Source organism: Nocardia sp. NPDC004340, from assembly GCF_053602575.1.
Map to the genome: position 1 here is coordinate 391532 of NZ_JBSGDW010000004.1, position 26542 is coordinate 418073.

Consider the following 26542-nt stretch of genomic DNA (forward strand, 5'->3'; position numbering starts at 1 on the left):
CGCCGCCGGATTCCACCGGCGGCGCGCTCGATTCGTCTGTCGCTCAGGCGGTTCCGGGCGGGTACGACTGCGCCTGCGGATCCTTCAGGGTGCGGGTCAGCCCCTCCTGCATGACGACCGCCACCAGTTCCCCGGCCTGGTTCCAGATCCGGCCGCCGGTCAGCGCCCGGCCGGCGCCCGCCGAGGGCGACTGCTGGTCGTAGAGCAGCCAGTCGTCGGCGCGGAACGGGCGCAGGAACCACATGGCGTGGTCGAGCGAGGCGTTCTGGGTGGGCTCGTCGGGGTGGATGACCTTCGAGGAGCCGAGCAGGGTCATATCGCTCATGTAGGCGAGCGTGCACACGTGGAACAGCGGGTCGTCGGGCAGCGCGTGCCGGTAGCGGAACCACACCTGCTGCTGGGCGGCCAGGCCGCCGCGGCGGTCCACCTCGTCCTGCGGGATGGTGCGGATGTCCCAGTGCTCCCATTCGCGCATGGCCCACAGCCGTTCCGGGCTCATGGACTCCTTGGCGTCGGGCAGGTCCCACGGCGGCGGCACGGTCGGCATCTCGTCCTGATGCTCCGGGCCCTCGTCGCCCACATGGAACGACGCCGACATGGTGAAGATGGCCTCGCCGTTCTGCACCCCGGTCACCCGGCGGGTGGAGAAGGAGCGACCTTCACGGATGCGTTCCACCATGTAGACGGTGGGCCGCTCCGGGTTGCCGGGCCGCAGGAAGTACCCGTGCAGCGAATGCACCTGATAGTGCGGATCCACCGTGCGCACGGCCGCCACCAGCGCCTGTCCGGCCACCTGCCCGCCGAAAGTGCGAGGCAGCTGCGTCTTGGTGGACGCGCCGCGGAAGATGTCGCGTTCGAGTTGCTCGATTTCGAGCGCCTCTTCGATCGTCGCCATGCAACCGTCCCTTCGCGTTTGTCCCGCTCAGGCTAACAACCGCAATAATCTATCGAATTAACAACGAACGTTTCTGATACGATAGATTCATGTCGTGGAAGTCGCGCGCCCTCCTCGCCGCCAGTTGCATTGCCGCCCTGGTGTTGTCGGTCGGCTGATTGGTGATCGCGCGCGCTGCGCCAGTACGCCGGCCATCCCCCGAACCATCGAGTTCCGAACAAGGAGTACGCCATGAAGGTCCTCGCCCTGGGTGCGGCGGGCGCGATGGGCGCGGCCGCCGTCGAGACCGCCGCCCGGATGCTCGGCGTGGAACGGCTGGTGATCGCCGATCGCGACGGTGACGCCGCCGCCCGTGCCGCCGGGCGGCTCGCGGACGCGCCCGTCCCTGTCTCGGCGCTGGCTCTCGACATCACCGACGAACCCGCCTTGCGCGCGGCGCTCACCCGGGCGGATCTGGTGTTGAACACCGTGGGCCCCTATTACCGTTTCGGTCCGGCCGTCCTGCGGGCCGCGATCGACACCGGCACTCACTATCTCGATATCTGCGACGACTGGGAACCGACGGTCGACATGCTCGACCTCGATCCGGACGCCCGCGCGGCCGGAGTGTGCGCGGTGGTGGGGATGGGGGCCAGCCCGGGCATCAGCAATCTGCTCGCGGCGCTGGCGGCGGCCGAACTGGACACCGTGTTCGACGCGTATACCGCCTGGCCCGTGGATGTTCCGGACTCGGGACCCGAGGACGGACTGCTCGCCGACGGCCACCCGACCGCGGCGGCCGTGCACTGGATGCAGCAGGCCAGCGGCAGCATCACGGCCGTGACGGCGGGCCGGTTGCTCGCGCAGCGGCCCCTGCGCCCGGTCGAGCTCACCCTGCCCGGTGGGCGGCACGGCACCGCGTACACCGTGGGCCATCCCGAGCCGATCACCTTGCACCGCAGCCTGAAACCGGTCGGCGACGCCGCCAATCTCATGGTCGTGACACCGTGGACCCTCGCCTACCTCGACACGCTGCGCCGCGACCTCGACGCGGGCCTGCTCACCAATGAGGGTGCCGCGCGGGAGCTCGCCCGGCCCACCCTGCGGCGGCTGACCCGCTCGGCCCCGACCGCGCTGCTGGCGAAAGGGCCGGGGACCCTGCCGCCCTTCTTCGCCGCGCTCACCGGGGAACGCGCCGGACGCGAACACCGGGTCCTCGCGCACCTGGCCCCGGGGTGGGCGGGCGGCGTCGATAAACTGTTCGGCGATATGGCACAGGCGACCGGGATCCCGTTGGCGCTGGGCATGTCCCAGGTCATCGACGGCACCGCCCGGCGGGCGGGCGTGCATCCACCCGAAACCGTCATCGACGCCCGCCGGTTCTTCACCGACCTGGGCCGGGCGTTCGGCGGCGGGTCGCCGGTGCTCGTCGAATCCGAACCGGTCGCGACACCCACCTCGAGGAGCGCCTAGTGGACGGCCCGATCCCGGCGACGGAGATTCCGACGCGCACCCTCGTGGAGAGCATGATCCGCGAGGACGCCACCATCGACGCCGGCGAACTCTACGATGTCGCGGCCGTGCTCGGCATGACCGACCAGCAGGTGCGGCTGTGCATCAAACGCCTGGTCGCCGAGGGCCGCTTCACCCACGAGGGCCGCGGCCGCAAAGCCACGCTGCACGCCACCGCCGAGACCCGCGCCGCCCTCGAACCCGGCTCGGAGTTCCTGCGCTTCGCCTACGCCCAGGACCGCGGACAGGTCGGCTGGGACGGCGTCTGGCACCTGGCCGCCTTCGCCGTCCCCGAATCCGACCGGCAGGCCCGCGACGCCATCCGCGAGGCCCTCGTGTACCACGGCGGCGCACCCATCCAGGGCGGGCTGTATGTCACGCCCCACCCCTGGGAGGACCGAATCACCCGGGTCGCAACCACACTCGGCATCGGCGACCGGCTCACCACACTCACCACCACCGATCTGTCCTTCGGCGGCATCACCGACGCCACCGAGCTGGCGGCGCGGCTGTGGCCGCTGGACCGGATCGCCGCCGGGCACGAACGACTCCTGTCCTTCGCCGAACAGACGCTGACCGCCCTGCGCACCGCGACACCGACCGAGCAACTCACCCTCGCGGTCGCGCTGGCAGTCGAATTCGACCTCGCCGTCGACCCCGACCCCCTGCTTCCCCCGGAACTGCTGCCCCCGAACTGGATCGGCGCGCGCGCCCGTGCCGCCGTCGCCGACTGCTGGCGCGAACTCGACGCCGCTCCCCTACCGCCGATCCGGCTCTTCGGCTGGTACACCGAGGTGGTCGCAGAGATCACCGGCGCATAGCGAAGGATCAGCTGCCCGGAGACCACGGCCCCGCCACCGCACGGCGCGCGGCCTCCAGCAAGATGGATGCGTGCCCGATTTCACCGCACTCACACCTGATGCGCTGCTGGCGCTGATCGCCGACCGGGCCGGAACGCTGCCGGGCTATGTGGTCGTGGCGGTGGACGGTGCGGATGCCGCCGAGCCGCTGACGGTGGCGACCGGTGTCGCCGAAGCGCTGCGGACGCGGGGCCGGCCGGCCGAGGTGATCTCGCTGCACGATTTCGTACGACCGGCGTCGGTGCGACTGGAGTACGACCGGGACAGCGAATTCACCTATCGAACAGGCTGGTTCGACTACGCCGCCGTGAATCGCGAAGTCGTGAAATCGCTTCGTGACAGCGGGCGATACCTGCCCGCCTTGTGGAATGAGCGCACCGACCGGTCGGCCCGCGCCCGGATTCGGGACGCCGCCGACTCGACGGTGCTGTTCGTCGCCGGTCCCATGCTGCTGGGCCGGGGCCTGGACTTCGATCTGACTGTCGCCCTGCGCATGTCGGAGGGGGCGCTGCGGCGGCGGACCGATCCGGAGCAGGGGTTCACCGTGGACGGGCTGCTGGAATTCCAGCGCGAGCACCCCGAACGAGCCGACGTCCTCGTCGCCTGGGACCACCCGGACCGCCCGGCCGTCCAGGCCGGTTGAGCCGGGGCCTGACAGAGCCTTACGCCGCCCCGGTTTCGAGCAGCGTCTTGGCGCGATCCAGGCCCGAGACGTCCGCGGTCATCGTCCTCTGGACCGGTCCGCTCATGAGCAGCTTCTTCCAACCGGACAACTGCGCCGACAGTGAGAACGTCACTTCGGTGGCCGCCTCTCCGACCGGCACGAATGTGTAGGTGACAGTGGGCCGCAGCGGTCCGGCGATGCCGTGCAGCACCACCGTCCGGTTCGGCAGGAACTCGGTGATCTCGACATCGGCGGAGATACCGCGCCCGACCGGCCCGGAGATCGTCTGGCGATAGACGGTGCCCACGGCCGGCTCGCCTTCGGCGGTGATCTCCTTGACGCCACCGCGCCACCGCGCGCTGTTGGTGGCATCGGCGAAGAACGCGAAGACCTGGTCGATCGGGCGGGCGATGGTCACCGTGCGGATCGCGGCGGGCATGACGGTCCTTTCCCCGGGGTGTGCGGAGCGCTGCGGGCGTTCAGGAGATCAACATCTCGACCGTCGGGCCACGACCGTCGCGGTGTGTCTCACCACTGCCGATGCCGGGCGTCGAAGGTGTCGGTGGGGTACTCGTCGGCCATGGGCGGGCTCCCGGCGCGGCGCGCGGGCCAGAACCGGCTGGCGTACTGCCCGCGGATGCGGCTCAGGTCCGGCTCGTCGATCTCGGTGATCCCGACCTGGAACAGCAGGATCATGGTCGCCATGCTGACCGCGATGATCAACGGCGTCAGCAGCTGCGCGGGCTGTGCCCCCGACGGCGCGTGCATGTGCGCCGCCACGTGCGCGTGCATGGAGAACATCCCCGTGTAGTGCATGCCGCACACCGCGACACCCATGATGAGCGCGGCACTGACCGTGGAGACGATGCCGCTCACGTGCAGCGTGAACCAGAGCGCCGCGATAGAGGCGACCACCGCGATCACGATGGACAGCAACACCACCCACGGGTCGTATGCCACCATCGCATCGGTCTTCATCGCGTACATCCCCGAGTAGTGCATCGCCCCCACCCCGAGCCCCGTGATGGTGCCGCCGGTGATCAACGCGAACGCCTCCCCGTGCTGATGCACGACGATGTACAGCCCCAGCCACACCACCCCCATCGCGATGGCGGCACTGAGCAGTGTGATCGGCACGTTGTATCGAATAGTGCTGTCCTGCACCGAGAACCCGAGCATCGCGATGAAATGCATGACCCAGATCCCGGTCCCACCGAGCGCGATCGCCCCGGTGACGATCCACCCGCCGTGCCCCTGCTGATTCCGCGCCCGCACCATGCACCGCAGTGCCAGCAACGAGCCGGTGACGGACATGACATAGGCCAGAACGGGTGTCAACCAGCCATAGGTGAAATGGTCGATCGCCAGCATGCGGGCTCCTTGCCAGAAACACGATATTTGACTGTTCACCGGTGAATCAGCCGAACACTAGCCACGAAACACCAGGTAGTAAATTTGCCGAACCCCACTGCCCGAAAAGCGATCACAGTTTGCTGGACGGTATGCACGCAGGTAGCCACCGGTATGGGCGATTCCCCGCCCGCCCGCGCGCCACGTCTGCCGCCCTTGACAGCTAGCACCCACCCCGCAAACTCAATAGGGCCGAAAGTCCCTCGCGCACAATGAAAAACCGCCGGGTGGTCACGAGGACCACCCGGCGGTGTGAATCAGGCTGCGGCCGAGTCGATTACCGGCCGCGCTCGGCGAGGATCACCAGCCGCGCTCGGCGAGGCGGTGGGGCTGCGGGATCTCCTCGACATTGATGCCGACCATGGCCTCACCCAGGCCGCGGGAGACCTTGGCCAGGACGTCGGGGTCGTCGTGGAAGGTGGTGGCCTTGACGATGGCGGCAGCGCGCTCGGCCGGGTTGCCGGACTTGAAGATGCCGGAGCCGACGAAGACGCCCTCGGCGCCGAGCTGCATCATCATGGCGGCGTCGGCGGGGGTGGCGATGCCACCGGCGGTGAACATCACGACGGGCAGCTTGCCGGTCTCGGCGACCTCGCACACCAGCTCGTAGGGGGCCTGCAGTTCCTTGGCGGCCACGTACAGCTCGTCCTTGGACAGCGAGGTCAGGCGGCGGATCTCGGCGCGGATGGTGCGCATGTGAGTGGTGGCGTTGGAGACGTCGCCGGTGCCGGCCTCGCCCTTGGAGCGGATCATGGCCGCGCCCTCGGTGATGCGGCGCAGCGCCTCGCCCAGGTTGGTGGCGCCACACACGAACGGGACGGTGAAGGCGAACTTGTCGATGTGGTTGGCGTAGTCCGCGGGGGTCAGCACCTCGGACTCGTCGATGTAGTCGACACCGAGCGACTGCAGGATCTGCGCCTCGACGAAGTGGCCGATCCGGGCCTTGGCCATCACCGGGATGGAGACGGCGTTGATGATGCCGTCGATCATGTCCGGATCCGACATGCGGGACACGCCACCCTGAGCGCGGATGTCGGCCGGGACCCGCTCGAGCGCCATGACGGCGACCGCGCCGGCGTCCTCGGCGATCTTGGCCTGCTCCGGCGTGACGACATCCATGATCACACCGCCCTTCAGCATCTCGGCCATGCCGCGCTTGACGCGGGCGGTACCGATCGTGGGGGTGGTGTCAGGCGAGGTCACGGCAAACTCCTGGGTCATGTGGGCCAATCGGATCGTTTGAAATCGAACACCGGCTCGGAATCGAACACCACGATTCTAGGCTGCGGGTTCAGGCCACTTCATAGCCAGTCCGACACGACTGGACTGCCTACCTGCACCGGAATGACGGGCGTCACAATTCCAGGGCTACCGCGCCGCAAATACTCGTTTGCCCGAACACGTCCCGCCCGCCAGGATCGAGGACGATGACAAGTGAATTGCACGAGGTCCGCGCGCTGCTCGCCGCGGACGATGTGAGCGGCGCGGCACGCACGCTGCGGATGATCGCCGACACCCTTCCGGTCCATGAAATGGCCTCGATCACAGCCGAATTGGCGGACCGAGCCGACCTCGACAAGCTCGCGGAGGCGGCACGGGACGCCGCGGGAGCGCCGGACAACCCCGATGCCTGGACCGTCTTCGGCTACGAGTGCATCGAATACGGCGTGCCGTTCGCGGCGATCCCGGCCTTGCGGGAGGCCCTGCGCGCCGGCACCACCAAACCCAATCTGGCCCTCTCCGAACTGGTCTACGCGTTCGAGGACGAGCACCGCCACGCCGAGGCGGTCGAGGCGCTGCTCGCGCACGAATCGATCCTGCGCCCCTACCCCGAGCGGTACCTGCTGACATACGACTCGATCCTGGCGGGCGATCTGGACCGCGCCCGCACCGAATTCGCGCGGCTGCCCGCACCCGAGGACGAGGACTGGCTGCCCGCCCGCGACCGGGTGCACCGGATGCTGCTCCACGCCGACCGGGTCGCCCCGGTCAGCTCATTGGACGGCGCCGACCTGCGCGGCTGGCATTACACGCTCACCGGCGGCTACCTGGCGACCCTGTCGCCCTACGGCTTCGACGCCGGGATGACCGGCCGGTGGGCGTACCTGGGTGACCGGCTCGAACTGTGCCGCCACACCCTCGACCGGCTCGCTGTGATCCTCCGCTCCGCCGGGCTCACGCCGTCCTCGGTGTCGTTGCTGCCGGACCGGTCCGACCGGATCATCGGCCTGGCCGCGGCGGAACTGCTCGGTCTGCCGGTGGTCGAGTTCACGCCGGATCGGACGGACACGCTCGTCGTGGCCTACTCCCTCGCCGACCTGGACCCCGACCTGAGCCGCGCCCTCACCACCCGCGCGTCCGGGCAGATCCTGTTCGAGCACGCCACCTACTGGGTCCGGCCGTCGGCGGTGGCCGCCGACATCAGCGGCCTGCTGTGCCAGACAGCGGTGGAACCGTGGGCCCCGAACACCCGCCTGGGCGGCAATGGCCCGGAATCGGTGCCCGCCGATGCCCGCCCGGAGTCCGAGATCGCGCGCGAGATCGTGAAGGCCGACGGCACCCCGGACTCGGGCGACGACCGTACTCCGCCCGACCCCGACCAGGTCCTGGCCGATTTCGTCGCCGCGACCCGGGACACCTGGCTGCTGGGCTCCCGGACCCCGGTGAATTCACCGGGCCCGGTGCGCAGTTCGTTCTTCGGCTGAGCGCTCGAGATCGGTGAGCGTTCAGCCCAGCTGATAGAAGTAGCGGCTGGTGGGGACGAGATCCAGGTTCAGGTGCGCCCCGAACCGGACCACGCTCTCCATCATGGCCGTGACCCGGCGCTGCAGTTCGGCGTCGTCGCCGCCGCTGCCGTAGAAGGCGTGCGCGCTGGTCATGGCGGCCATCGGGAACAGTTCCTCGACGAGCGCGTCGACCTGCTTGCCCTCGGTGAGGGCTTGGGCGACGGTGTTCTGCACGTAGCCGAAGGTGTCCTGGGTCTCGATGGCCACCGGGGTGTGCAGGACGTGCCAGTTGTGCAGCCACTCCTCGCGGGTGAGGTTCTCGGGGATGCGCAGGATGGCGATATTGGCCAGGGCGTCGGTGCGCTCGCCGTCGGCGACCTCGGGCGGTTCGATCGGTCGGCGCTCGTGCACGACCCACCCGTTGACGTCGTCGGCCACCGCCCGCAGCGCGGCGGTCACGGCCTCGTGGTCACCCTCGGTCCACACGCTGACGATGGCGTCGATCGGCGCGTCATAGGTGGTGTGCCGCACCTGGGCGGCCTCCACGTCGGCGTCCCGGACGTTCACCTGCAAGGCGCTGACGCCCAGCCCGGTCAGCTCCTTGCGCAGCTGCTCGCCCCGCAGCCGCTCCCCCAGATCCGCACCCCACAACGCGTACATCAACTTCATGCCGTAAGTCCTTGCCACAGATCACCATTGATCGGCCCACCGTAACCGCGGATCGGCTCCGGCGGACGGGGTTCGCGCCCGCGGTCCCACCCAGCGGACACGCCCGGGGTCAGCGGATGGAACGGACTTCGGGATCGGCGTCGGAGTCGGCGGCGCTGATCGCCTCGGCGAGCAGGTGATCGAGGTGGTACGGGTACACCGTTTCGCCCGAGTGGTCGAGGTGGGCGATATCGGTGGGGGTGCACCACTTGTTGCCGGTGATGGAGCGGCGCTCGACGAAGTTCAGGTTGGTGGGGACCGGGTCGAAACTCTTGGCACGCAGGGCGAAGAAGAGTTCCTCGGAGCGGATCAGCTCCCCGTTGAACGGGAACACCGCGACGCGCCGCCACAGCGGACCGCGCAGCGCCGACGAGTCGGCGGCGTGACCGGTCTCCTCGTAGAGTTCGCGGATCGCGGCCTCGCGCAGCGTCTCCCCCGGATCGACACCGCCGCCGATGGTGAACCAGAACGGCACATCCGGGACCTTCGGGTCGACGCCCTGCAACAGCAGGACCCGATCCTGCTCGTCGATCAGCACCACGCGGGCCGAGGTCCGGACGGTGTCGACCTCGAGGCCGGTCGAGGCGGCCGCGGTGACCCGTTCGGCGATCTCGAAGTACACCGGCAGCGGCGCGGTACCGCCGAGGTGCAGCCACCGGACCAGGCGCCGGGTGCGCAGGGCGAGGGTGTCGCGGACGGCGTCGTTGTGGAAGCGGCGGGCGATGAGCACCCGTGCCTCGGCGTCGGCGAGCTCGGCCACCAGCTGCGGCGGCAGCAACGCGATGTCGACCGCGGACAGCGCGGCGGCGAGCTGGTTCTCGACGGTCTCGCGGTCGCGCCAATTGGAGCGTTCGGCGCGGTCGGCCAGCGCGGTCAACCGCCGCGCCTGCTCGACCAGCGCCGGATCGTAGAGACCGGCGAGCGTGGTCGCCACCGACCGCGCGACGACCGCGCGCCGGGCCAGCGCCGCGTCCAGCGCGTGGCGGGCCTGGTCGGTGCGCACGTGCAGCCGGTCGAGGCGGTTGGCGGTGGTGTACGCCCAGACCGCGGCGGCGATGACGGCCGCCGCGATGAGCGCGAGAACCAGAATGGTCGTCGCGGAGAAAGTGATCATCCGGCGGTCCTGACGCGCACGTCGCCGACGGTGACGGTCTCGTACACCCGCAGGATCTGCTCGGCCACGACCGGCCAATCGTATTCGCCGACAACCTGATTGGCGGTGCGGATGTACTCCTCGCGCCGCTCGTCGTCGGTGAGCATGGCGCTGATCGCCGCCGACAGCCGCGCGGAGTCGCCGACCGGTACCAGCATGCCCGCGGTGCCGTCGCGCAGCACCCGGCGGAAGGCGTCCAGGTCACTGGCCACCACGGCGGTTCCGGCGGCCATGGCCTCCACCAGCACGATGCCGAAGCTCTCGCCACCCAGGTTGGGCGCGACGTACACGTCGGCGCTGCGCATGGCCGAGGCCTTCTCGGCATCGGTGACCTGACCCAGGAACCGCAGGTGTCCCGCGTTCTCCCCGGCCTCGCGGCGCAACCGGTCCTCGTCACCGCGCCCGACGATCAGGATCTCCACGCCGGGATGCTGCCGAACCAGTTCGGGCAGCGCGCCCAGCAGGACCTCCATGCCCTTGCGCGGTTCGTCGAATCGGCCCAGGAACAGCACCGACTTGCCTGGCTTCGGGTAGCCGTCGAGCAGCGGCGCGTGCGCGAACGCGGGCACGTCGACCCCGTTGGGGATCTCGACCGCGTCGCCGCCCAGCGCCTCCACCTGCCAGCGCCGGGCCAGCTCGCTCACCGCGATCCGGCCGCTGATCTTCTCGTGGTACGGCCGCAGCACGCCCTGGAAAGTGCTCAGCACCAGCGATTTCGTGGTCGAGGTGTGGAAGGTGGCCACGATCGGCCCCTCCGCGATCTTCAACGCGAGCATGGACAGGCTGGGCGCGTTGGGTTCGTGGATGTGCAGGACGTCGAAGTCGTTGTCGGCGATCCAGCGCCGGATGCGGGTGTAGGCGGTGGGCCCGAAGGACAGTCGCGCGACCGACCCGTTGTAGGGGATCGCGACCGCTTTACCGGCGGAGACCACGAAGTCGGGCAGCGGCGTGTCGTCGGCGGCGGGCGCGAGCACGCTCACCTTGTGGCCGCGCTCGATGAGCACCTGCGCCAGCTCCACGACATGCGACTGCACCCCGCCCGGAACATCGAACGAGTACGGGCAGACCATGCCGATCTTCATAGTGCCCCTGTCCCCGGCTCCTCAGAGCCCAATGCCCGCTGCTCCCGAGAGCCCAGCGCCTGCTGCGCGGCCGCGATGCGATCCAGCCTGGCCTGCGACAAATCACTCTTCCACACCGGCTGCAACATGTGCCAGTCGGCCGGATGGGCGGCGATATTGGCCGCGAACACGTCGGTCAGCGCCTGGGTGGCGGGGGCCATGCCGCCCGCCAGATCCAGGGCCTCGAACACCCGCATGCCCCAGCCTTCGCGGCCGTCGGCGTCGACGGTGAACCAGCAGTGCACGGGCAGCAGCGCCGCCCCGGTGTCCTGGGCGAGCTTGGCCGCGCCCGCCGGCAGCCAGCTGTCCTCGCCGAAGAACGTGACGGGCACGCCCTTGCCGGTGATGTCGCGCTCGCCCATCAGGCACACGATCTTGTTGTCCCGCAACCGATCCGCCAACTGCGGGAACGGCGGTTGCTCACCGCCGGTCAGCGGGAACACCTCGAAGCCGAGGCTCTCCCGGTATTCGACGAACCGCTCGAACAGCGCCTCCGGCTTCAAACGTTCGGCGACGGTGGAGAACTGGCCGTAGTTCTGGACCAGCCAGACCCCGGCCATATCCCAGTTGCCCGAATGCGGCAGCACCAGCAGCACGCCCTTGCCGCGGGCCAGCGCGGCGTCGAGGTGCTCGATGCCCGCCACGCGCAGCGACTTGCCCAGCGCGGTGTGGTCCATCGACGGCAGCCGGAACGCCTCACGCCAGTAGCGGGCATAGGACCGCATGCTGTCGCGGATCAGGCTGTCCGGCACCAGGTCCGGCGTGACGCCGAGCACCCGCGCCAGGTTCTTGCGCAGCTGGTTCGGATTGCCCCGGCGCGCGGCCTTGTTCGCCTTGCGGGCGGCGAAGTCCGCGCCCCGGTCGAACAGGCGGCGCGCGGCGCGCTCGGGCAGGGCGCGGACCAGTCGCCATCCGGCCGCGTATGCCTTGTCGGTCATCGCGGACGTGAAATCGGTTGTCACCGCTGCGGTTCCTCCGGGGCCTGCGCCGCGGGGGCGATGATGTCGCGGGCGCCGGGCGAATTGCGAACCGCCAGCACACGCTGGAAGACGGTGATGATGCTGAGCACGGCGAGGATGTACATGGCGACATACACCGCGTACGACAGCCATTCGATGCCGAAATAGCCGCCGATACCGGTGAGTCCGGCGCCGACCAGCACGATGACCAGCCGGTCGGGCCGCTCGATCAGGCCGCCGTCCGCCGAGAGCCCGCTGGCCTCCGCACGCGCCTTGGCGTAGGAGATGACCTGCGAGGTCACCAGCACCACCAGCGTCGCCACGAACAGGTGCTTCGAGTGCTCGGTGTACACCGCCCACCAGGCCAGCGCCGCGAAGATGGCGCCATCGGCCACGCGGTCACACGTGGCGTCCAGCACCGCACCGTATTTCGTGCCGCCGCCGCGCGCGCGGGCCATGGCGCCGTCCAGCATGTCGAACATGACGAACAGCCAGATCACCATGGTTCCCCAGAACAGGTGATCGGCCGGGAACAGCGTCACCGCCGCGGCGATCGAGGCGGTGGTGCCGATGAGCGTCATGGCGTCGGGCGTCAGCCCCGTGCTCACCAGCGCTTTGCCCAGGGGCGCGGTCGCTTTGGCGAACGTCTCGCGACCGAAGAAGCTCAGCACGCTACGAACTCCCGGCCACTCCCGCTCATGCGGTGCCCTTCGGGCATGAGCGGGAGCCCTCCATGGTCACGCTGCGCTACCGCCTCCGGGCCTGACCCGCTCATGCCGAATCCGCTTCCTTCCACGCCTGTGCCAGCAGCGCCCGGGTCTCCCGGAGCAGCTGCGGCATCACCTTCACTCCGCCGACGACGGTAATGAAGTTCGCGTCCCCACTCCAGCGCGGCACGATATGTTGATGCAGATGATCGGCGAGTGAACCCCCGGCAACGCCACCGAGATTCAGCCCGACATTGAAGCCCTCGGGCCGCGACACCTGCTTCATCACCCGGATCGCCTGCTGCGTGAACGCCATCAGCTCGGCGCTCTCCGCGGCGGTCAGGTCCTCCAGGTTGGCGACGCGACGGTAGGGCACCACCATCATGTGGCCGGGGTTGTACGGGTACAGGTTCAGCACCGCGTACACCGATTCACCGCGCGCGATGATCAGCCCGTCCTCGTCCGACATCTCGGGGATGTCGGTGAAGGGGTGCCCGGTCTTCTTGGGCGCGTCGGCCTTCGGCTCGGCCGTGGTGTCGCGATCCTCGGCCTCACCGGTGATGTAGGACATCCGGTACGGGGTCCACAACCGCTGCAGGCGATCCGGATCCCCCGCACCGGTGTCCACGATCTGCTCGGGCACGGGCACGAATGCTTCGCTCATCGACCCGCCTTGCGGATCTCGAAGCCCTCCGCGGTCGGCGAGCTGTTCTCCCGCCGCTGCACCCAGTCCACGACGGTGGCGACCGCGTCGGCCACCGGCACGCCGTTGACCTGGGTGCCGTCGCGGAAGCGGAAGCTGACCGCGTCACCCTCCACGTCGCGCGCGCCGGCCAGCAGCATGAACGGCACCTTCTGCGCGGTCTGGTTGAAGATCTTCTTCTGCATGCGGTCGTCGCTGCGGTCGAGCTCGGCGCGAATCCCGTTGTCCTGCAACTGCTCGATCACCTTGTCCAGGTGCTCGGCGAACGCCTCGGCGACCGGGATGCCGACCACCTGCACCGGCGACAGCCACGCCGGGAACGCGCCCGCGTAGTGCTCGGTGAGCACGCCGAAGAAGCGCTCGATGGAACCGAACAGCGCACGGTGGATCATGACCGGGCGGTGCTTGGCGCCGTCGGAGCCGGTGTACTCGAGCTCGAAGCGCTCGGGCAGGTTGAAGTCGAGCTGGATGGTCGACATCTGCCAGGTGCGGCCCAGCGCGTCCTTGGCCTGCACGGAGATCTTCGGGCCGTAGAACGCGGCGCCGCCCGGATCCGGGACCAGCTCCAGACCGGAGTCGGTGGCCACCTTGCGCAGGGTCTCGGTGGCCTCCTCCCACAGCTCGTCGGAGCCCACGAACTTCTTCGGGTCCTTGGTGGAGAGCTCCAGGTAGAAGTCGTCGAGGCCGTAGTCGCGCAGCAGCGAGAGCACGAACTGCAGTGTGGAGGTGAGCTCCGCGTGCATCTGCTCCTTGGTGCAGTAGATGTGCGCGTCGTCCTGCGTCATGCCGCGCACCCGGGTCAGGCCGTGCACGACGCCGGACTTCTCGTAGCGGTAGACCGAGCCGAACTCGAACATGCGCAGCGGCAGTTCCCGGTAGGAGCGCCCGCGCGACCGGAAGATCAGGTTGTGCATCGGGCAGTTCATCGGCTTGACGTAGTAGTCCTGGCCGGGCTTGCGGACGGTGCCGTCCTCGTTGAGTTCGGCGTCCAGGTGCATGGCCGGGAACATGCCGTCGCGGTACCAGTCCAGGTGGCCCGAGACCTCGAAGAGGTGGCCCTTGGTGATGTGCGGGGTGTTGACGAACTCGTAGCCGGCGGCGGTGTGGCGGCGGCGCGAGTAGTCCTCGAGCTCCTTGCGGATGATGCCGCCCTTGGGGTGGAACACCGGCAGGCCCGAGCCCAGCTCGTCGGGGAAGGAGAACAGGTCCAGTTCCAGGCCGAGCTTGCGGTGGTCGCGCTTCTCGGCCTCTTCCAGCAGGCGCAGGTGCTCGTCCTGGGCCTCGGTGGACTCCCAGGCGGTGCCGTAGATGCGCTGCAGGTCCTCACGGGACTGGTCACCGCGCCAGTAGGCGGCCGAGGAGCGGGTCAGCTTGAACGCGGGAATGTACTTGGTGGTCGGCAGGTGCGGGCCGCGGCACAGATCGCCCCAGATCTTCTCGCCGCTGCGCGGGTCCAGGTTGTCGTAGATGGTCAGCTCTTTGCCGCCGACCTCCATGACCTCCGGATCGTCGATGCCCGACTTGTCGGAGATGAGCTCGAGCTTGAACGGCTCCTTGGCCAGTTCGACCCGGGCCTCGTCGATCTCGACCACCCGGCGCGAAAACCGCTGCGCGCCTTTGATGATCTTCTTCATCCGGGACTCCAGCTTGGCCAGATCCTCCGGGGTGAAGGGACGGTCGACCTGGAAGTCGTAGTAGAAACCGTCCTTGATGTACGGGCCGATGCCCAGCTTGGCCTCGGGGAACTCCTGCTGCACGGCCTGGGCCAGCACATGCGCGGCCGAGTGCCGGATCACATTGCGGCCGTCGGGGGAATCGGCGGTGACGACCTCCACCTCGGTGTCCAGCTCGGGCACCCAGGTCAGGTCCTTGAGCGCGCCCTCGGCGTCGCGCACCACGAGCACCGCGTTCGCGCCCTTGCTCGGCAGGTCCGCCTCACGCACCGCGGCCCCGGCGGTAGTCCCAGCCGTGACCCGGACGCGGGCGACTGGGGTCTGCTGGGGTGAGGTGGTCACGGCTGGACACTCCTAGGCGTTTCACGGCGGCGATCCATCCGCCGTACAGGTTGGACATGACGACCGGGCACCCCCCTCGTGAAGGGCAGAGCCCCGGCGGCCACCACTCTATCGGCACGGTTGTCCCCGCGCGCCGATGGACCACCCCTGCGCCCCAGGGTGTTCGGCCCCGCCCGCGCCGTCAGCCGCGCGCGGCGACCTCGGCGAGCAGGACCTCACGCTCGGCGGCGGGGCGCTTGGGGCAGCTGGTGCACATGGTGCAGCCGGGGACCTCGAAGACCAGGCAGCAGGAAATGCGGCGCACGAAGGTGCGGCCGCCGACGTCCTGGAATCGGGGCACCGGGAGGCGTCCGGCCACATCGCGGGCCAGCCGCGCACCGGCTTCCTCGGCGCCGATGTCGAGGGCGCGATTGCCGATGGCGTCGGCCACGATCGCCCACAGGGCGGCCACGCCCGCGCCGGAGACCTCGGCGACCACGGGGATCACCCGGGACAGGGTGTGGCGCAGCGCGTGACCGACAGATGCTGTCGCGCAACCGCTTTCGAGTCCCGAGGCGCAGCCTTCGAGGTTGGCGGCGGGGGCGTCGGACTCGGTGACACCGGTCGGTGCGGGCGTCAGCGGATCCGGGAGCGAGGCGGCGGCAGCGTCCGGGGCGGGCACCGCGTCAGCGCCGAGGGCGAGCAGGTGGGCGGCGATCCGGTAGCCGTGCGGTTCGCCCAGCACCCGCTCGACGCCGCCGTCCGGCCGGATCTCGAGGACGATGCGCTCGAGCGCGGGGTCGAAGGCGGGCGATTCGCTGGCGATCGCCGCGACGATCGGGTCCACCAGGGACGAGGCGGCCATGCACCACCACAGGGTCCCCGAGACCCGCGAGTCGGCAGTCCCCCACGAGATCCCCATGTCGGCGATCCGTTCGGCCAGCCACTCCGGGCGTAGCAGGTCGGTGCCCGGCACGAGGGCCTGTGAAACGGGGGGCTGCGCAACCATTTCCATTCGACTCCGATCCGGCCGTTCACAGTGATTACTACCCACGATGTCACGTTTCCGCGCCGAAGTGGACGGCTCCCCCGCGACCTCCGGCGCACCCGATCAACTCGCGTTCACCGCGAGGCGCGCTCAGCGTACGGCGCGCGCCCGCGGGCACGCGGCCGACGCGCCGAAAACGGTGCGGGCGCGGGCATTCCCCGGTTGGGGAAGCCCGCGCCCGCGCGCTCGGTGTGAGTCGATCAGTGGGTGTGCGCCAAGGCCGATAGCTCGGGGGCGTCGATCTCGCGGATGCCCGCCGAGGTCACCTCGAGCACCCGGGCGGTGCCGATGTCGAAGAACAGGCCCTTGATCTGCAGGCCGTGTTCGGCCATGGCGCGCCGGACCACGGGGTGGGCCCGCAGGGTGTCCAGCTGGACCGCCACATTGACGATGGAGAGCTGATCGTCCACGCCGTATCCGGCCCGGGCGGCCGCGGCGGCGACCGGGTCGTCGGGGTGGAAGCGGTCCAGGCTGGCGCGGCCGTGGACCAGCCAGTTGCCCAGGCCGGGTCCGGTGGGTCCGCCCGCGACCAGGGCTTTCATCGCCCCGCAGGCGGAGTGGCCGCAGACCACGACATTGTCGACGCGTAGTTCCTCGATGGCGAACGACAGCGCCGCCTCGATGGAGGTGTCGCGGCCGCCGGGGACCACGAAGTTGCCGACATTGCGGATCGTGAACAGATCACCGGGTCCGGTATTGGTGATCACGTTGGGCACGATCCGCGAATCCGCGCAGGTCAGGAAGAGCGAGTGCGGGTTCTGGACGTTGCGTAGCTCGTCGAGGTGCGGGCGCACCACGTGGGCGTTGCGGCGGTGGAAGGCGGCCACGCCGTGGGTGATCGGGTTGCCGTCGTCCTCGCGCCAGGGGCGCAGCACGTCGTCGAGCAGGGTGCGGGCGCGGCCGCGGACCGGCGGACCCTCCAATGCATGCGCCATGCGGGCGGTGCCGAGTTCCACGTATTCGACTGTGCCGCCGGTGTTCTCGTGCTGGCTGGCCCAGTCGTGGATGGCCTCGTAGGCGGCATGGTCGAGGAAGTCGACGCTCAGTTCGACCAGCACGTCCGCACCGGTCGGGACCTTGCCCAGTTCCGCGGACAGTTTCGGCAGCGCCAGGAAGGTGCAGGTGCCGTCGATGCTGACCAGCCAGCGATCGGTACCGGCGACCTCGCCCGCGGTCACCGACACGCGCACGACGCGCCAGAGCAGCAGTCCGAAGGCCAGGACCAGGCCGATGATGACGCCCTCGAGCAGGTTCAGGAACACCACGCCGAGCACGGTCACCACGTACACCAGCAGGTCGCCGGTGCGGCGGGCCAGCTTGATGTGGGCCAGCTTCACCAGCTGCACGCCGACCACGATGAGCAGACCGGCCAGCGCCGACTTCGGAATCTGCTGTACCAGTCCGACCAGCGCGACCGAGAACACCAGCACCCAGACGCCGTGCATCAGGGCGGAGGCGCGGGAGCGGGCCCCAGCCTGCACATTGGTGGCACTGCGCACGATCACGCCGGTGACGGGCAGGCCGCCCAGGGTGCCGGAGATCATGTTGGCCGCGCCCTGACCGATCAGTTCGCGGTCGAAGTTGGTACGCGGGCCGGTGTGCATCTTGTCCACCGCGACCGCCGACAGCAGGCTCTCCACGCTGGCGATCAGAGCGATGGTCAGGGCGGCGAGCACGACCGCGCCCCAGTTGCCGGACGGCATTCCGGGCAGGCCGATGGCGTCGAACAGCGAGCCGCTCAACACGATTCGCTCCGGGGAGCCGGGCAGCACCAGCGACAGCACGGTGCCGACGACGACCGCGACCAGCGGGCCGGGCAGCACCTTCACCTTGCCGGGCACGTACTTCCAGCCGAACATGATGGCCATCACGACCACGCCGACCAGGAAGTCGTCGCCGTGGATGTTGGTCAGCTCGCCGGGGAGCTGAATCACGTTCTGCCAGGCAGAACTATGGGACGCGCCGCCGAGCAGCACATGCAGCTGCTGCAGCGCGATGGTGATGCCGATTCCGGCCAGCATGGCGTGCACCACGACGGGTGCGATGGCCAGGGCGGCGCGGGCAATTCGGCTGAGCCCGAACAGAATCTGGAGCAGACCGGCCAGGACGGTAATGAAACACGCCGTCTTCCAACCGAACTGGGTGATGGTTTCGGCGACGACGACCGTCAGACCGGCCGCGGGGCCGCTGACCTGCAGCGGGGAACCACCGAGCAGGCCGACCACGATACCGCCGACCACGGCGGCGATGAGTCCGGCCGCGATGGGCGCGCCGGACGCGACCGCGATGCCGAGTGACAACGGCAAGGCGACGAGAAAAACTACGAGGGATGCAGGCAGATCATGACGCAGCAGGCTGTCGAGCCTGCCATTGGATCTACCTGGCGGTGAATCGGTGTCGCGAGACATATCGCTCCTCAGCGAGCATGTACAGGGGCATCGAATAAAGACCGCGGACGGCGTTGGCCGCGCACTCACCGGACGAGCAAAGGCCAGGCTAAAGGTAAAGTCTTAGCAAAGTCTGAGAAAAACTGCCGCCCAACGTAACAAGGGGGTGAATCCTGCCGGATTCACGCCCCTTTTGCCCGAAAACCCTCACCAACACCGCAAATCACACGCACCTCACGCGGGCTGGGCCTCCCTCCCCACGCCGTCGATCTCCGCGATCCCGTCGACGGTGACCTCCACCACCCGTGCCGTGGCGATGTCGAAGAACAACCCCGACAGCACCACCCCGCGCTCCTCGACCCCGCGCCGCACCACCGGATGCGCGTACAACGTCTCCAGCTGCACCGCCACGTTCACCATGCCGAGCTGGTCGACCGGACCGAATCCGGCTGCGGCGGCGGCTGTTCCGACCGGGTGCCCGAGCCGGAACCGGTCCAGGCTGGGCCGGGCGTGCGCGAGCCAGTCGTCGAGCTGCGACCCGGTGACCAGTTCACTGTGCAGGGCGCCCATCGCGCCGCATCCGGAGTGCCCGCACACCACCACCGAGCGCACATCGAGCTTGTCGAGGGCGTAGATCAGCGCGGCCTCCATGGACGAGTCCTGGGCGTCACGCGGAATCAGATTGCCCACGTTGCGCACCGTGAACAGATCCCCGGGTCCGCTGTTGGTGATCACGTTCGGCACGATGCGCGAGTCGGCGCACGTGACGAAAAGCGAGTCCGGCTCCTGCCCGTCGCGCAGCACACCCAGGTGTGGCCGCATGACATGTGCGTGACTGCGGTGGTAGGCCGCCACACCCGCGACGATCGGGTCCACATCGGTGGCGGTGCGCCGCCACGGCCCGAGCACCTCGTTGAGCAGGTGCCGCGAATGCCCGCGCGCGGACGGACCGGCCGCGGCATCGGCCATGCGGACCGCGCCGACCTCGATGAACTCGACCGTGCCGCCGTCGGCGCGATGCTGGTCCACCCATTCCTGTAAGGCGTCGTAGGCGGCGTGGTCCATGAAGTCGACCGTCATCTCCAGCACCACGCCGGCGTTCGGGGGCACTTTGGCGAGTTCACTGGTGAGCTCGGGTAAGGCCAGGAACGTGAAGCTGCCGTCCACCGTGACCCGCCAGCGCACGGCGTCGGTCCCGCCCAGCCCGACCTCCTCGGCGGTCACCGTCACCCGCACCACCCGCCACAGCAGCAGCGCGAAGGCCAGGGCGAGACCAACGACCATGCCCAGCAACAGATTCCAGAACACCACCACGAACACGGTGGCCGCGTACACCACCAGGTCGCCGGTGCGCTGGGCCCGCCGGATGTGGGCCAGTTTGATCAGCTGGATGCCGACCACGATGAGCAGTCCGGCCAGCGCCGCCTTGGGAATCGAGCGCGCCACCCCGACCAGCGCCACCGAGAACAGCAGGATCCACAGCCCGTGCAGCATGGTCGAGGCCCGGGTGCGCGCTCCCGCTTTGACATTGGTGATGCTGCGCACGATGACCGCGGCCACGGGCAGGCCTCCGATCAGGCCGGAGACCACGTTGGCCGCGCCCTGCCCGATCAGCTCGCGATCCAGATCGGTTCGGCGAGTGGCGTTCTGACGCATCCGGTCGACCGCGACGGCCGATAGTAGGGTCTCCACGCTGGCGATGAGCGCGATGGTCACCGCCATCAGCGCGATGGCGGCCCAGCTGCCGTGCGGCAGCTGCGGCAGCCGCAGTTCGTCCAGCAGCGATCCGTCGATGGTGATGTGCTCGACGCGCACCGCCAGCAGCCGGGCCAGCACGGTGGCGACCAGGACCGCGGCCAGCGGTGCGGGCACCTTGCGCACGGGTTCGGGCACGTGCCGCCAGCCGACCAGGATGGCGATCACCACCAGCCCGATGCACAGGTCGCCGGCCTTCACCGAGGCCAGCTGGTGCGGCAGCCCGGCGATGGCGGCCCAGGACGAGGTCAGGGTGTCGCCGCCCAGCAATACGTGCACCTGCTGCAGGGCGATGACGATGCCGATCCCAGCGAGCATGGCGTGTACCACGACCGGCGCGATGGCGAGCACGCCGCGCGCGATCCGGCTGAGCCCGAACAGGATCTGCAGTCCGCCCGCCAGCATGGTGATGAAACAGGTTGCGGCCCAGCCGAACTGGTTGATGGATTCGGCGACCACCACGGTCAGCGAGGCGGTGGGCCCGCTGACCTGTAGCACCGAGCCGCCGCAGAGCGCGGCGACCACCCCGCCCACCACCGCGGCGATGAGTCCGGCGGCGACGGGGGCGCCCGCGGCCACCGCGATGCCGATCGACAGCGGTAGCGAGACGAGGAAGACGACGAGCGAGGCCGGGAGGTCGTGGCGGACCAGGGTGGCCCACGAGTCCCGGCGCGGAGGGCCGGGAAGCGACGTCCGTGGAGGCTGATCGGTGTCGGTGGACATATCTCTCCTTCGCCGGCACGGCGGAGCCGCCCGGTTCATCGGTCAACATGTACTGGCATCGAGAGGCAGCGGCGGGCGAGGCTGGAGAACCACGACGCTTGGCAGAACGCGGGTAAGCGTAAAGACAAGGCAAAGGAAACGAAAAGCGTTTGCGACGATTGATGCGAACCGCTACCAAACTGTGACACAGCTCACGTGTTCGCGCGAATCGGATATCACCGGTTGTTCACCCGATACACCCTGCGGGTTCGCCCGCGATGCCTACTGTGCGCGCGAGATTGCTGTGGAACCCGGAGTGAGTCGGGGTCCTTCGGAAAGGGTCCCGCGGAATGTCGCTCCCCCGCCGCGTCGTCGTCGCGGCCGTCGTCCTCGCGACCCTGTCCACCGCCGCCTGCGGCAAGCCTCCGGAGCCGAGAACGGTCCCGGCGGCGACCAGTTCGTGGACCGCGCCACCCGGGCTGCGCGGCGAGCTGACCCTGTACTCGGCCAATCCGCAGGACCTCACCGACGAGCTGGTGGCCGCCTTCACCAAGGCGTCCGGGGTCAAGGTCACCGTGTTCAGCGCCGAGACCGGCAAGATCACGGCCAAGCTCGACAAGGAGGGCCCGAGTCCGGCCGCCGACGTGGTGTACCTGGCGTCGTGGACGCCCGCCGCGCAATACGACCTCGACGGCCGCACCCTGCCCTACACCCCGCGCGGCGCGGACCGCGTGCACGACGGATGGATCGGCAAGAATCACGGCTTCCTGGGCCGCGACGGGTCCGCGCTGACCATGGTGGTCAACACCAAGGCGTCCCCGCGCCTGCCCAATGACTGGGCCGACCTGGCCGCGCCGGAGTTCCGCGGCAAGGTGATCATGCCCGACCCCCGCGAATCGGGCACCGCCCGCGACCTGCTGGCGGCCATGGTCAGCGCGTGGGGCAAGGACGACACCTGGGCCGTCTTCGACGCGCTGTTCGCCAACGGCATGGTGGTGCGCGGCGGCAACGGTCCCGCCCTCGATGAGATCAGCACGGGCACCGGCTGCGCGGTGATCCTCGGCGGCGTGGACTACGCGGCCTACGACGCGGCCGCCAAAGGCGTTCCACTGCGGGTCATCTCGCCCGCCTCGGGCACCATCGTGACGCCGCGCCCGGTCTTCATCCTGAACACCACCAAGAACCCCGCCGCCGCGAAGGCCCTGGTGGACTTCATGTTCACCCCCGAGGCCCAGCAGATCTCGGCGGCCCACAAGATGATTCCCGCCCGCACCGACATCCCGGTGGCCCCGGGCACCCGCACCTACGCCGAGGTCAAGCAGCTGCCGTTCTCCTGGGATCAGATCAAGGGCAATGGCGCGGCGATCCTCGCCGAGTTCATCCAGCGCTACCTGCGCTGACCCCGCGCGACCTCAGCCGCGGCCGTGCGCCCGCTCGTAGGCCGCGCGGGCGTCGGCGGCACGGGCGCGTTCGCGCTGATCGGCCAGATTCGGGTCCAGGCCGTGCTTGGCCAGGCGGGCCCGGCGGAACACGTACATCAGGGCCGCGGTGAAGTAGATGAGCGGCAGGTACAACAGCGCCATCATCGACGCCCCCATCCACAACGGCCCGGGAATCAGCAGGAACAGGCACAGCGGCGGAATGATCGGGATCAGGATGCGCAGCATGTAGCGGCGGGCCGCGCCGGGCCCGGTCAGATCCTCGATGACCCACGGGTGCATCGTCGCGGGCAGGGCGCCGCCCGCGATATAGCGCAGGCGCTGCCAGAGATTCGGGGTGTCGTTCGGGCTCATCGGTGACTGCTTTCCGCGGGACGGGAGACGAGTTCGCGGGCGACCGCGATGGCATCGGGGGTCTGGTCGAACAGGTGGCCAGGGCCGGGCAGCGCGCCGACGGCCGCGAGCGTGCGCCGGTGGTCCGCGCGCAGGCCGGACATGAGCACGGTGATGCCACGATGCTCGAGCTTGCCGACGGCGTCACGCAGGGTGAGCGCGCCGGTGGTGTCGAGCGCGGTGAGGTGCGACATGCGCAGGATGACCACCCGCACCTGCGACACCTCGGCCAGTTCCAGCAGGAAGCGGTGCGCGGCGGCGAAGAACAGCGGTCCGTCGAGGCGGTAGGCCACGATGTGGTCGTGCAGCAGCTCGTGCTCCTCGGCCAGATGGTCGGCGTCGTCGAGCGGAATCTGGTGCAGCCGGGCCTCTTTGGCGACCGACCGCAACGCCAGCACCACCGCGATGCCCACCCCGACCGCGACCGCGCTGACCAGGTCCAGGGCGACGGTGACCCCGAAGGTGATCGCCATGATGGCCGTGTCGCCGCGGGAGGCGCGGGCGATGGCGGCCAGCGAAGCGGTCTCGACCATGCGCACCGTGGTGGCCAGCAGCACGCCGGCCAAGGCCGCCAAGGGAATCGACGCGACCAGCCCGGTGGCGAGGAAGACGATGCCCGCCAGCACCACCGCGTGGGTGAGCGCGGCCAGCCGGGTCCGCGCGCCCGAGCGCACGTTCACCGCGGTGCGCGCGATGGCCCCGGTAGCGGGCACCCCGCCGAACAGGGGCGCGGCGATATTGGCCAGGCCCTGCCCGAACAGTTCGCGGTCGGGATCGTGGCGGGTGCCCACGGCCATGGAGTCGGCCGCGGTCGCCGACAACAGTGATTCCAGCGCCGCCAGCGCGGCCACCGCCAGCGCCGGGGCGATCAGCCCGCCGAGCTGGTCCAGATGCACGAAATCCAGTGTGGGCGCCTGCAATCCGGACGGGATGGTCCCGATCAGCGTCAGATCGAGGTGAAAGACCTTGGCCGCCACGGTCGCCAGCGCCACGGCGAGCAGCGCGAACGGCAGTCGTGGCAGGAACCGGCCGCCGATCAGCACGACCGCCGCCACCGCCAACGCGATCGCCGGCGACACCCAGCCGGGACCGGCGGCGAACTGCCGCACCGCATCCCACGCCGACTGCCACACCTTGTCGCCCCCCGCGTGCGCCACCCCCAGCGCGTTCGGGAACTGCTGCAGCGCGATGACCACCGCGATCCCCGCGGTGAATCCCTCGATCACCGGGGCGGGCATGTAGCGCACGGCGCGCCCGACCCCGGCGATCGCGAGCACCACCAGCACGAGCCCGGCCAGCAGCCCCACGGCCAGCACCCCGCTCGCTCCGTGCCGATGGAAGATCGGAACCAGCACCACGGTCATCGCGCCCGTGGGCCCGGTGACCTGGAACCGGGAGCCGCCGAAGACCGCGGCGAGCGCGCCCGCCACCACCGCCGTCGCCAATCCGGCGGCCGCGCCGAGCCCGGAGCTGATGCCGAAGCCCAGCGCGAGCGGCAGCGCGACCAGCGCGACGACGAGCCCGGCCAGCAGGTCCGCGCCCGGGGCGCGCACGGCGGGCAGCCAGTCCGCGCGGTTCGGCAGCAGGTGGGCCACGGTCAGAGGGCCTCGGCCAGACGCACTTTCAGCGCGGCCAGTTCGGCGCGCAGGGCGTCGGGCAGGCGGTTGCCGCCGATGCTCGCGTACCACTCGTCAATGGACTCCAGCTCGCGCACCCACTCCTCGACGTCCACGGCCAGGGCCGCGTCGGCCAGGCCGCGGTAGCCCGCGCCCAGACCCTCGAGGTCGAGCGCGTCGGCGGTGGGCACGTAGCCGATGGGGGTGCGCACGGCGTCGGCGGCGCCGTCGAGGCGTTCGAGCGCCCACTTCAGCACGCGCACATTGTCGCCGAAGCCGGGCCAGAGGAATTTGCCGTCGGCGCTGCGCCGGAACCAGTTGACCTGGAAGATCTTCGGCAGCTGCGCGCCCTCGCGCGCGCCCATGGCCAGCCAGTGCGCGAAGTAGTCGCCCACGTGATAGCCCAGGAACGGCAGCATGGCCATGGGGTCGCGGCGCACCACGCCGACCGCGCCGGCGGCGGCCGCGGTGGTCTCCGAGGACAGCACCGAGGCGGTGAACACGCCGTGCGCCCAGTCGAACGACTCGGCGACCAGCGGGATGGTGCTGGCGCGGCGGCCGCCGAAGAAGATGGCCGAGATCGGCACGCCGCGCGGGTCGTTCCATTCCGGGGCCACCGACGGGCACTGCTCGATCGGGGTGCAGTACCGCGAGTTCGGGTGCGCGGCCGGGGTGCCCGATTCCGGGGTCCAGTCGTTGCCGCGCCAGTCGATCAGGTGCGCCGGCGGCTGTTCGGTCAGGCCCTCCCACCAGGCGTCGCCCTGGTCGGTGCGGGCGGTGTTGGTGAAGATGGAGTTGCCCGCCTCGATGGTGGCGATGGCATTGGGGTTGGTCTCGGCGCCGGTTCCCGGTGCGACGCCGAAGAATCCGGCCTCCGGGTTGACCGCGTACAGGCGCCCGTCGGCGCCGAAGCGCATCCAGGCGATGTCGTCGCCCACGGTCTCGGCCTTCCAGCCGGGCAGGGTCGGTTCGAGCATGGCCAGGTTGGTCTTGCCGCACGACGACGGGAACGCGGCGGCGATGTAGTGCGTCTTCCCTTGCGGCGAGGTCAGTTTCAGGATGAGCATGTGCTCGGCCAGCCACCCCTCGTCGCGGCCGATCACCGAGGCGATGCGCAGCGCGAAGCACTTCTTGCCCAGCAGCGCGTTGCCGCCGTAGCCGGACCCGTAGCTCCAGATGGTGCGGGTCTCGGGGAAGTGCGCGATGTACTTGGTCTTGTCACACGGCCACGGCACGTCGGCCTGGCCCTCCGACAGCGGAGCGCCCACCGAGTGCAGGCACTTCACGAATTCGGTGCCGGGGGTGAGCTGCTCCCAGACCTGTGCGCCGGAGCGGGTCATGATCTGCATCGAGACCGCCACGTATTCCGAATCGGTGATCTGCACACCGTATTTCGGTTCCCCGGCGTCGAGCGGGCCCATGCAGAAGGCGATCACGTACAGGGTGCGGCCGGCCATCGCGCCGCGGTAGTGCTCGGTGAGCACGGTCCGCATGTCGATCGGATCCACCCAGTTGTTGGTGGGCCCGGCGTCGCTCTCGCGCTCGGAGCAGATGAAGGTCCGATCCTCCACGCGCGCCACATCGTCGGGATCGGAGACGCACCAGAAGGAGTTGGGCTTGGCGGGCAGCGGGACGAACGTGCCCTTGGCCACCAGGTCAGCGGTGAGCCGGTCCCATTCGTCGCGGGACCCGTCGCAGTAGACGATCCGCTCGGGCGCGGTCAGCTCCGCGACCTCGGCGACCCAGGCCGCGATGTCCGGGTGCGCGGTCGGGGCCGCGGTGGAGGCGACGGTGGCGGTAGGACGTTCGGG

Annotated in this window: 22 protein-coding genes; 5 read left to right on the plus strand and 17 right to left on the minus strand. The window is 69.7% G+C overall.

What is annotated here, in order from left to right; translation table 11 throughout:
• Positions 1-43: 43 nt before the first annotated feature.
• On the minus strand, positions 44-895 hold the full coding sequence (locus tag ACWEOI_RS18385) for an acyl-CoA thioesterase domain-containing protein (protein ID WP_433672679.1): 852 nt from the start codon (positions 893-895) through the stop codon (positions 44-46).
• A gap of 231 nt (positions 896-1126) precedes the next feature.
• Here ACWEOI_RS18385 and ACWEOI_RS18390 point away from each other — a divergent pair, with 231 nt between their 5' ends.
• The 3 genes from ACWEOI_RS18390 (at position 1127) to ACWEOI_RS18400 (ending at position 3889) form a co-directional block, all read left to right on the plus strand.
• Entirely contained in the window at positions 1127-2347 is a 1221-nt protein-coding gene (locus tag ACWEOI_RS18390) for a saccharopine dehydrogenase family protein (protein WP_452360345.1), read from the plus strand.
• 53 nt (positions 2348-2400) lie between these two features.
• On the plus strand, positions 2401-3207 hold the full coding sequence (locus ACWEOI_RS18395; protein WP_433673325.1) for a PaaX family transcriptional regulator C-terminal domain-containing protein: 807 nt from the start codon (positions 2401-2403) through the stop codon (positions 3205-3207).
• A gap of 70 nt (positions 3208-3277) precedes the next feature.
• The gene (locus tag ACWEOI_RS18400) at positions 3278-3889 is read left to right on the plus strand and encodes a hypothetical protein (RefSeq protein ID WP_452360346.1); all 612 of its coding nucleotides are present in this window, start codon (positions 3278-3280) and stop codon (positions 3887-3889) included.
• 19 nt (positions 3890-3908) lie between these two features.
• Here the strand turns inward: ACWEOI_RS18400 and ACWEOI_RS18405 are convergent, their stop codons facing one another.
• The 3 genes from ACWEOI_RS18405 to pdxS all read right to left on the minus strand — a co-directional run bounded on the left by ACWEOI_RS18405 (position 3909) and on the right by pdxS (position 6523).
• Entirely contained in the window at positions 3909-4349 is a 441-nt protein-coding gene (locus tag ACWEOI_RS18405; RefSeq protein ID WP_404204632.1) for an SRPBCC family protein, read from the minus strand.
• An 89-nt stretch (positions 4350-4438) separates the two neighbouring features.
• Complete coding sequence (locus ACWEOI_RS18410; RefSeq protein ID WP_433672676.1) at positions 4439-5281, minus strand: MHYT domain-containing protein; 843 nt, start codon at positions 5279-5281, stop codon at positions 4439-4441.
• Between the two features lie 339 nt (positions 5282-5620).
• Positions 5621-6523 carry a pyridoxal 5'-phosphate synthase lyase subunit PdxS gene (gene pdxS, locus ACWEOI_RS18415; RefSeq protein WP_357083676.1) on the minus strand — a complete coding sequence of 301 codons (903 nt, stop codon included), beginning with the start codon at positions 6521-6523 and terminating at the stop codon, positions 5621-5623.
• A gap of 224 nt (positions 6524-6747) precedes the next feature.
• Here pdxS and ACWEOI_RS18420 point away from each other — a divergent pair, with 224 nt between their 5' ends.
• Complete coding sequence (locus tag ACWEOI_RS18420; RefSeq protein WP_452360347.1) at positions 6748-8025, plus strand: hypothetical protein; 1278 nt, start codon at positions 6748-6750, stop codon at positions 8023-8025.
• A gap of 21 nt (positions 8026-8046) precedes the next feature.
• Here the strand turns inward: ACWEOI_RS18420 and ACWEOI_RS18425 are convergent, their stop codons facing one another.
• The 10 genes from ACWEOI_RS18425 to ACWEOI_RS18470 all read right to left on the minus strand — a co-directional run bounded on the left by ACWEOI_RS18425 (position 8047) and on the right by ACWEOI_RS18470 (position 21304).
• Positions 8047-8715 carry a hypothetical protein gene (locus tag ACWEOI_RS18425; protein WP_433672674.1) on the minus strand — a complete coding sequence of 223 codons (669 nt, stop codon included), beginning with the start codon at positions 8713-8715 and terminating at the stop codon, positions 8047-8049.
• A gap of 109 nt (positions 8716-8824) precedes the next feature.
• Positions 8825-9865 (minus strand): NUDIX hydrolase, encoded by a 1041-nt coding sequence (locus ACWEOI_RS18430; RefSeq protein ID WP_452360649.1) that lies wholly within the window; start codon positions 9863-9865, stop codon positions 8825-8827.
• A complete protein-coding gene (locus ACWEOI_RS18435) occupies positions 9865-10989 on the minus strand; it encodes a glycosyltransferase (RefSeq protein ID WP_433672673.1) in 1125 nt (374 codons plus the stop codon). Before ACWEOI_RS18435 ends, ACWEOI_RS18430 begins: the two co-directional genes overlap by 1 nt.
• Positions 10986-11966 (minus strand): phosphatidylinositol mannoside acyltransferase, encoded by a 981-nt coding sequence (locus ACWEOI_RS18440; protein ID WP_452360650.1) that lies wholly within the window; start codon positions 11964-11966, stop codon positions 10986-10988. Before ACWEOI_RS18440 ends, ACWEOI_RS18435 begins: the two co-directional genes overlap by 4 nt.
• A gap of 20 nt (positions 11967-11986) precedes the next feature.
• Complete coding sequence (gene pgsA / locus ACWEOI_RS18445) at positions 11987-12658, minus strand: phosphatidylinositol phosphate synthase (protein ID WP_357285293.1); 672 nt, start codon at positions 12656-12658, stop codon at positions 11987-11989.
• A gap of 100 nt (positions 12659-12758) precedes the next feature.
• A complete protein-coding gene (locus tag ACWEOI_RS18450; protein ID WP_379277921.1) occupies positions 12759-13358 on the minus strand; it encodes an HIT family protein in 600 nt (199 codons plus the stop codon).
• A complete protein-coding gene (thrS, locus tag ACWEOI_RS18455; protein WP_433672671.1) occupies positions 13355-15412 on the minus strand; it encodes a threonine--tRNA ligase in 2058 nt (685 codons plus the stop codon). Before thrS ends, ACWEOI_RS18450 begins: the two co-directional genes overlap by 4 nt.
• A 181-nt stretch (positions 15413-15593) precedes the next feature.
• The gene (locus ACWEOI_RS18460) at positions 15594-16400 is read right to left on the minus strand and encodes a (2Fe-2S)-binding protein (RefSeq protein ID WP_452360348.1); all 807 of its coding nucleotides are present in this window, start codon (positions 16398-16400) and stop codon (positions 15594-15596) included.
• Between the two features lie 239 nt (positions 16401-16639).
• Positions 16640-18847: a SulP family inorganic anion transporter gene (locus ACWEOI_RS18465; protein WP_452360349.1), complete on the minus strand. Its 2208-nt coding sequence runs from the start codon at positions 18845-18847 to the stop codon at positions 16640-16642.
• A gap of 213 nt (positions 18848-19060) precedes the next feature.
• Positions 19061-21304: a SulP family inorganic anion transporter gene (locus ACWEOI_RS18470; RefSeq protein ID WP_452360350.1), complete on the minus strand. Its 2244-nt coding sequence runs from the start codon at positions 21302-21304 to the stop codon at positions 19061-19063.
• 329 nt (positions 21305-21633) lie between these two features.
• On the opposite strand from ACWEOI_RS18470, the gene ACWEOI_RS18475 reads away from it, so the two are divergent.
• On the plus strand, positions 21634-22683 hold the full coding sequence (locus tag ACWEOI_RS18475) for an extracellular solute-binding protein (RefSeq protein ID WP_433672667.1): 1050 nt from the start codon (positions 21634-21636) through the stop codon (positions 22681-22683).
• Positions 22684-22695: 12 nt separating this feature from the next.
• Here the strand turns inward: ACWEOI_RS18475 and ACWEOI_RS18480 are convergent, their stop codons facing one another.
• The 3 genes from ACWEOI_RS18480 to ACWEOI_RS18490 are packed head-to-tail and all read right to left on the minus strand — an operon-like array spanning position 22696 to position 26485.
• Positions 22696-23076 carry a DUF5313 family protein gene (locus tag ACWEOI_RS18480; protein WP_433672666.1) on the minus strand — a complete coding sequence of 127 codons (381 nt, stop codon included), beginning with the start codon at positions 23074-23076 and terminating at the stop codon, positions 22696-22698.
• Entirely contained in the window at positions 23073-24716 is a 1644-nt protein-coding gene (locus ACWEOI_RS18485) for a SulP family inorganic anion transporter (RefSeq protein WP_452360651.1), read from the minus strand. Before ACWEOI_RS18485 ends, ACWEOI_RS18480 begins: the two co-directional genes overlap by 4 nt.
• On the minus strand, positions 24713-26485 hold the full coding sequence (locus ACWEOI_RS18490) for a phosphoenolpyruvate carboxykinase (GTP) (protein WP_452360652.1): 1773 nt from the start codon (positions 26483-26485) through the stop codon (positions 24713-24715). The genes ACWEOI_RS18485 and ACWEOI_RS18490 overlap by 4 nt, the downstream gene beginning before the upstream one ends.
• Between the last annotated feature and the right edge of the window lie 57 nt (positions 26486-26542).

Bases quoted from the DNA above. Each gene is read 5' to 3' on its own strand.
- ACWEOI_RS18385 (WP_433672679.1), bottom strand. From the start codon at position 895: ATGGCGACGATCGAAGAGGCGCTCGAAATCGAGCAACTCGAACGCGAC.
- ACWEOI_RS18390 (WP_452360345.1), top strand. From the start codon at position 1,127: ATGAAGGTCCTCGCCCTGGGTGCGGCGGGCGCGATGGGCGCGGCCGCC.
- ACWEOI_RS18395 (WP_433673325.1), top strand. From the start codon at position 2,401: ATGATCCGCGAGGACGCCACCATCGACGCCGGCGAACTCTACGATGTC.
- ACWEOI_RS18405 (WP_404204632.1), bottom strand. From the start codon at position 4,349: ATGCCCGCCGCGATCCGCACGGTGACCATCGCCCGCCCGATCGACCAG.
- ACWEOI_RS18410 (WP_433672676.1), bottom strand. From the start codon at position 5,281: ATGCTGGCGATCGACCATTTCACCTATGGCTGGTTGACACCCGTTCTG.
- ACWEOI_RS18420 (WP_452360347.1), top strand. From the start codon at position 6,748: ATGACAAGTGAATTGCACGAGGTCCGCGCGCTGCTCGCCGCGGACGAT.
- ACWEOI_RS18425 (WP_433672674.1), bottom strand. From the start codon at position 8,715: ATGAAGTTGATGTACGCGTTGTGGGGTGCGGATCTGGGGGAGCGGCTG.
- ACWEOI_RS18435 (WP_433672673.1), bottom strand. From the start codon at position 10,989: ATGAAGATCGGCATGGTCTGCCCGTACTCGTTCGATGTTCCGGGCGGG.
- ACWEOI_RS18440 (WP_452360650.1), bottom strand. From the start codon at position 11,966: ATGACCGACAAGGCATACGCGGCCGGATGGCGACTGGTCCGCGCCCTG.
- ACWEOI_RS18450 (WP_379277921.1), bottom strand. From the start codon at position 13,358: ATGAGCGAAGCATTCGTGCCCGTGCCCGAGCAGATCGTGGACACCGGT.
- ACWEOI_RS18460 (WP_452360348.1), bottom strand. From the start codon at position 16,400: ATGGTTGCGCAGCCCCCCGTTTCACAGGCCCTCGTGCCGGGCACCGAC.
- ACWEOI_RS18465 (WP_452360349.1), bottom strand. From the start codon at position 18,847: ATGTCTCGCGACACCGATTCACCGCCAGGTAGATCCAATGGCAGGCTC.
- ACWEOI_RS18470 (WP_452360350.1), bottom strand. From the start codon at position 21,304: ATGTCCACCGACACCGATCAGCCTCCACGGACGTCGCTTCCCGGCCCT.
- ACWEOI_RS18475 (WP_433672667.1), top strand. From the start codon at position 21,634: ATGTCGCTCCCCCGCCGCGTCGTCGTCGCGGCCGTCGTCCTCGCGACC.
- ACWEOI_RS18480 (WP_433672666.1), bottom strand. From the start codon at position 23,076: ATGAGCCCGAACGACACCCCGAATCTCTGGCAGCGCCTGCGCTATATC.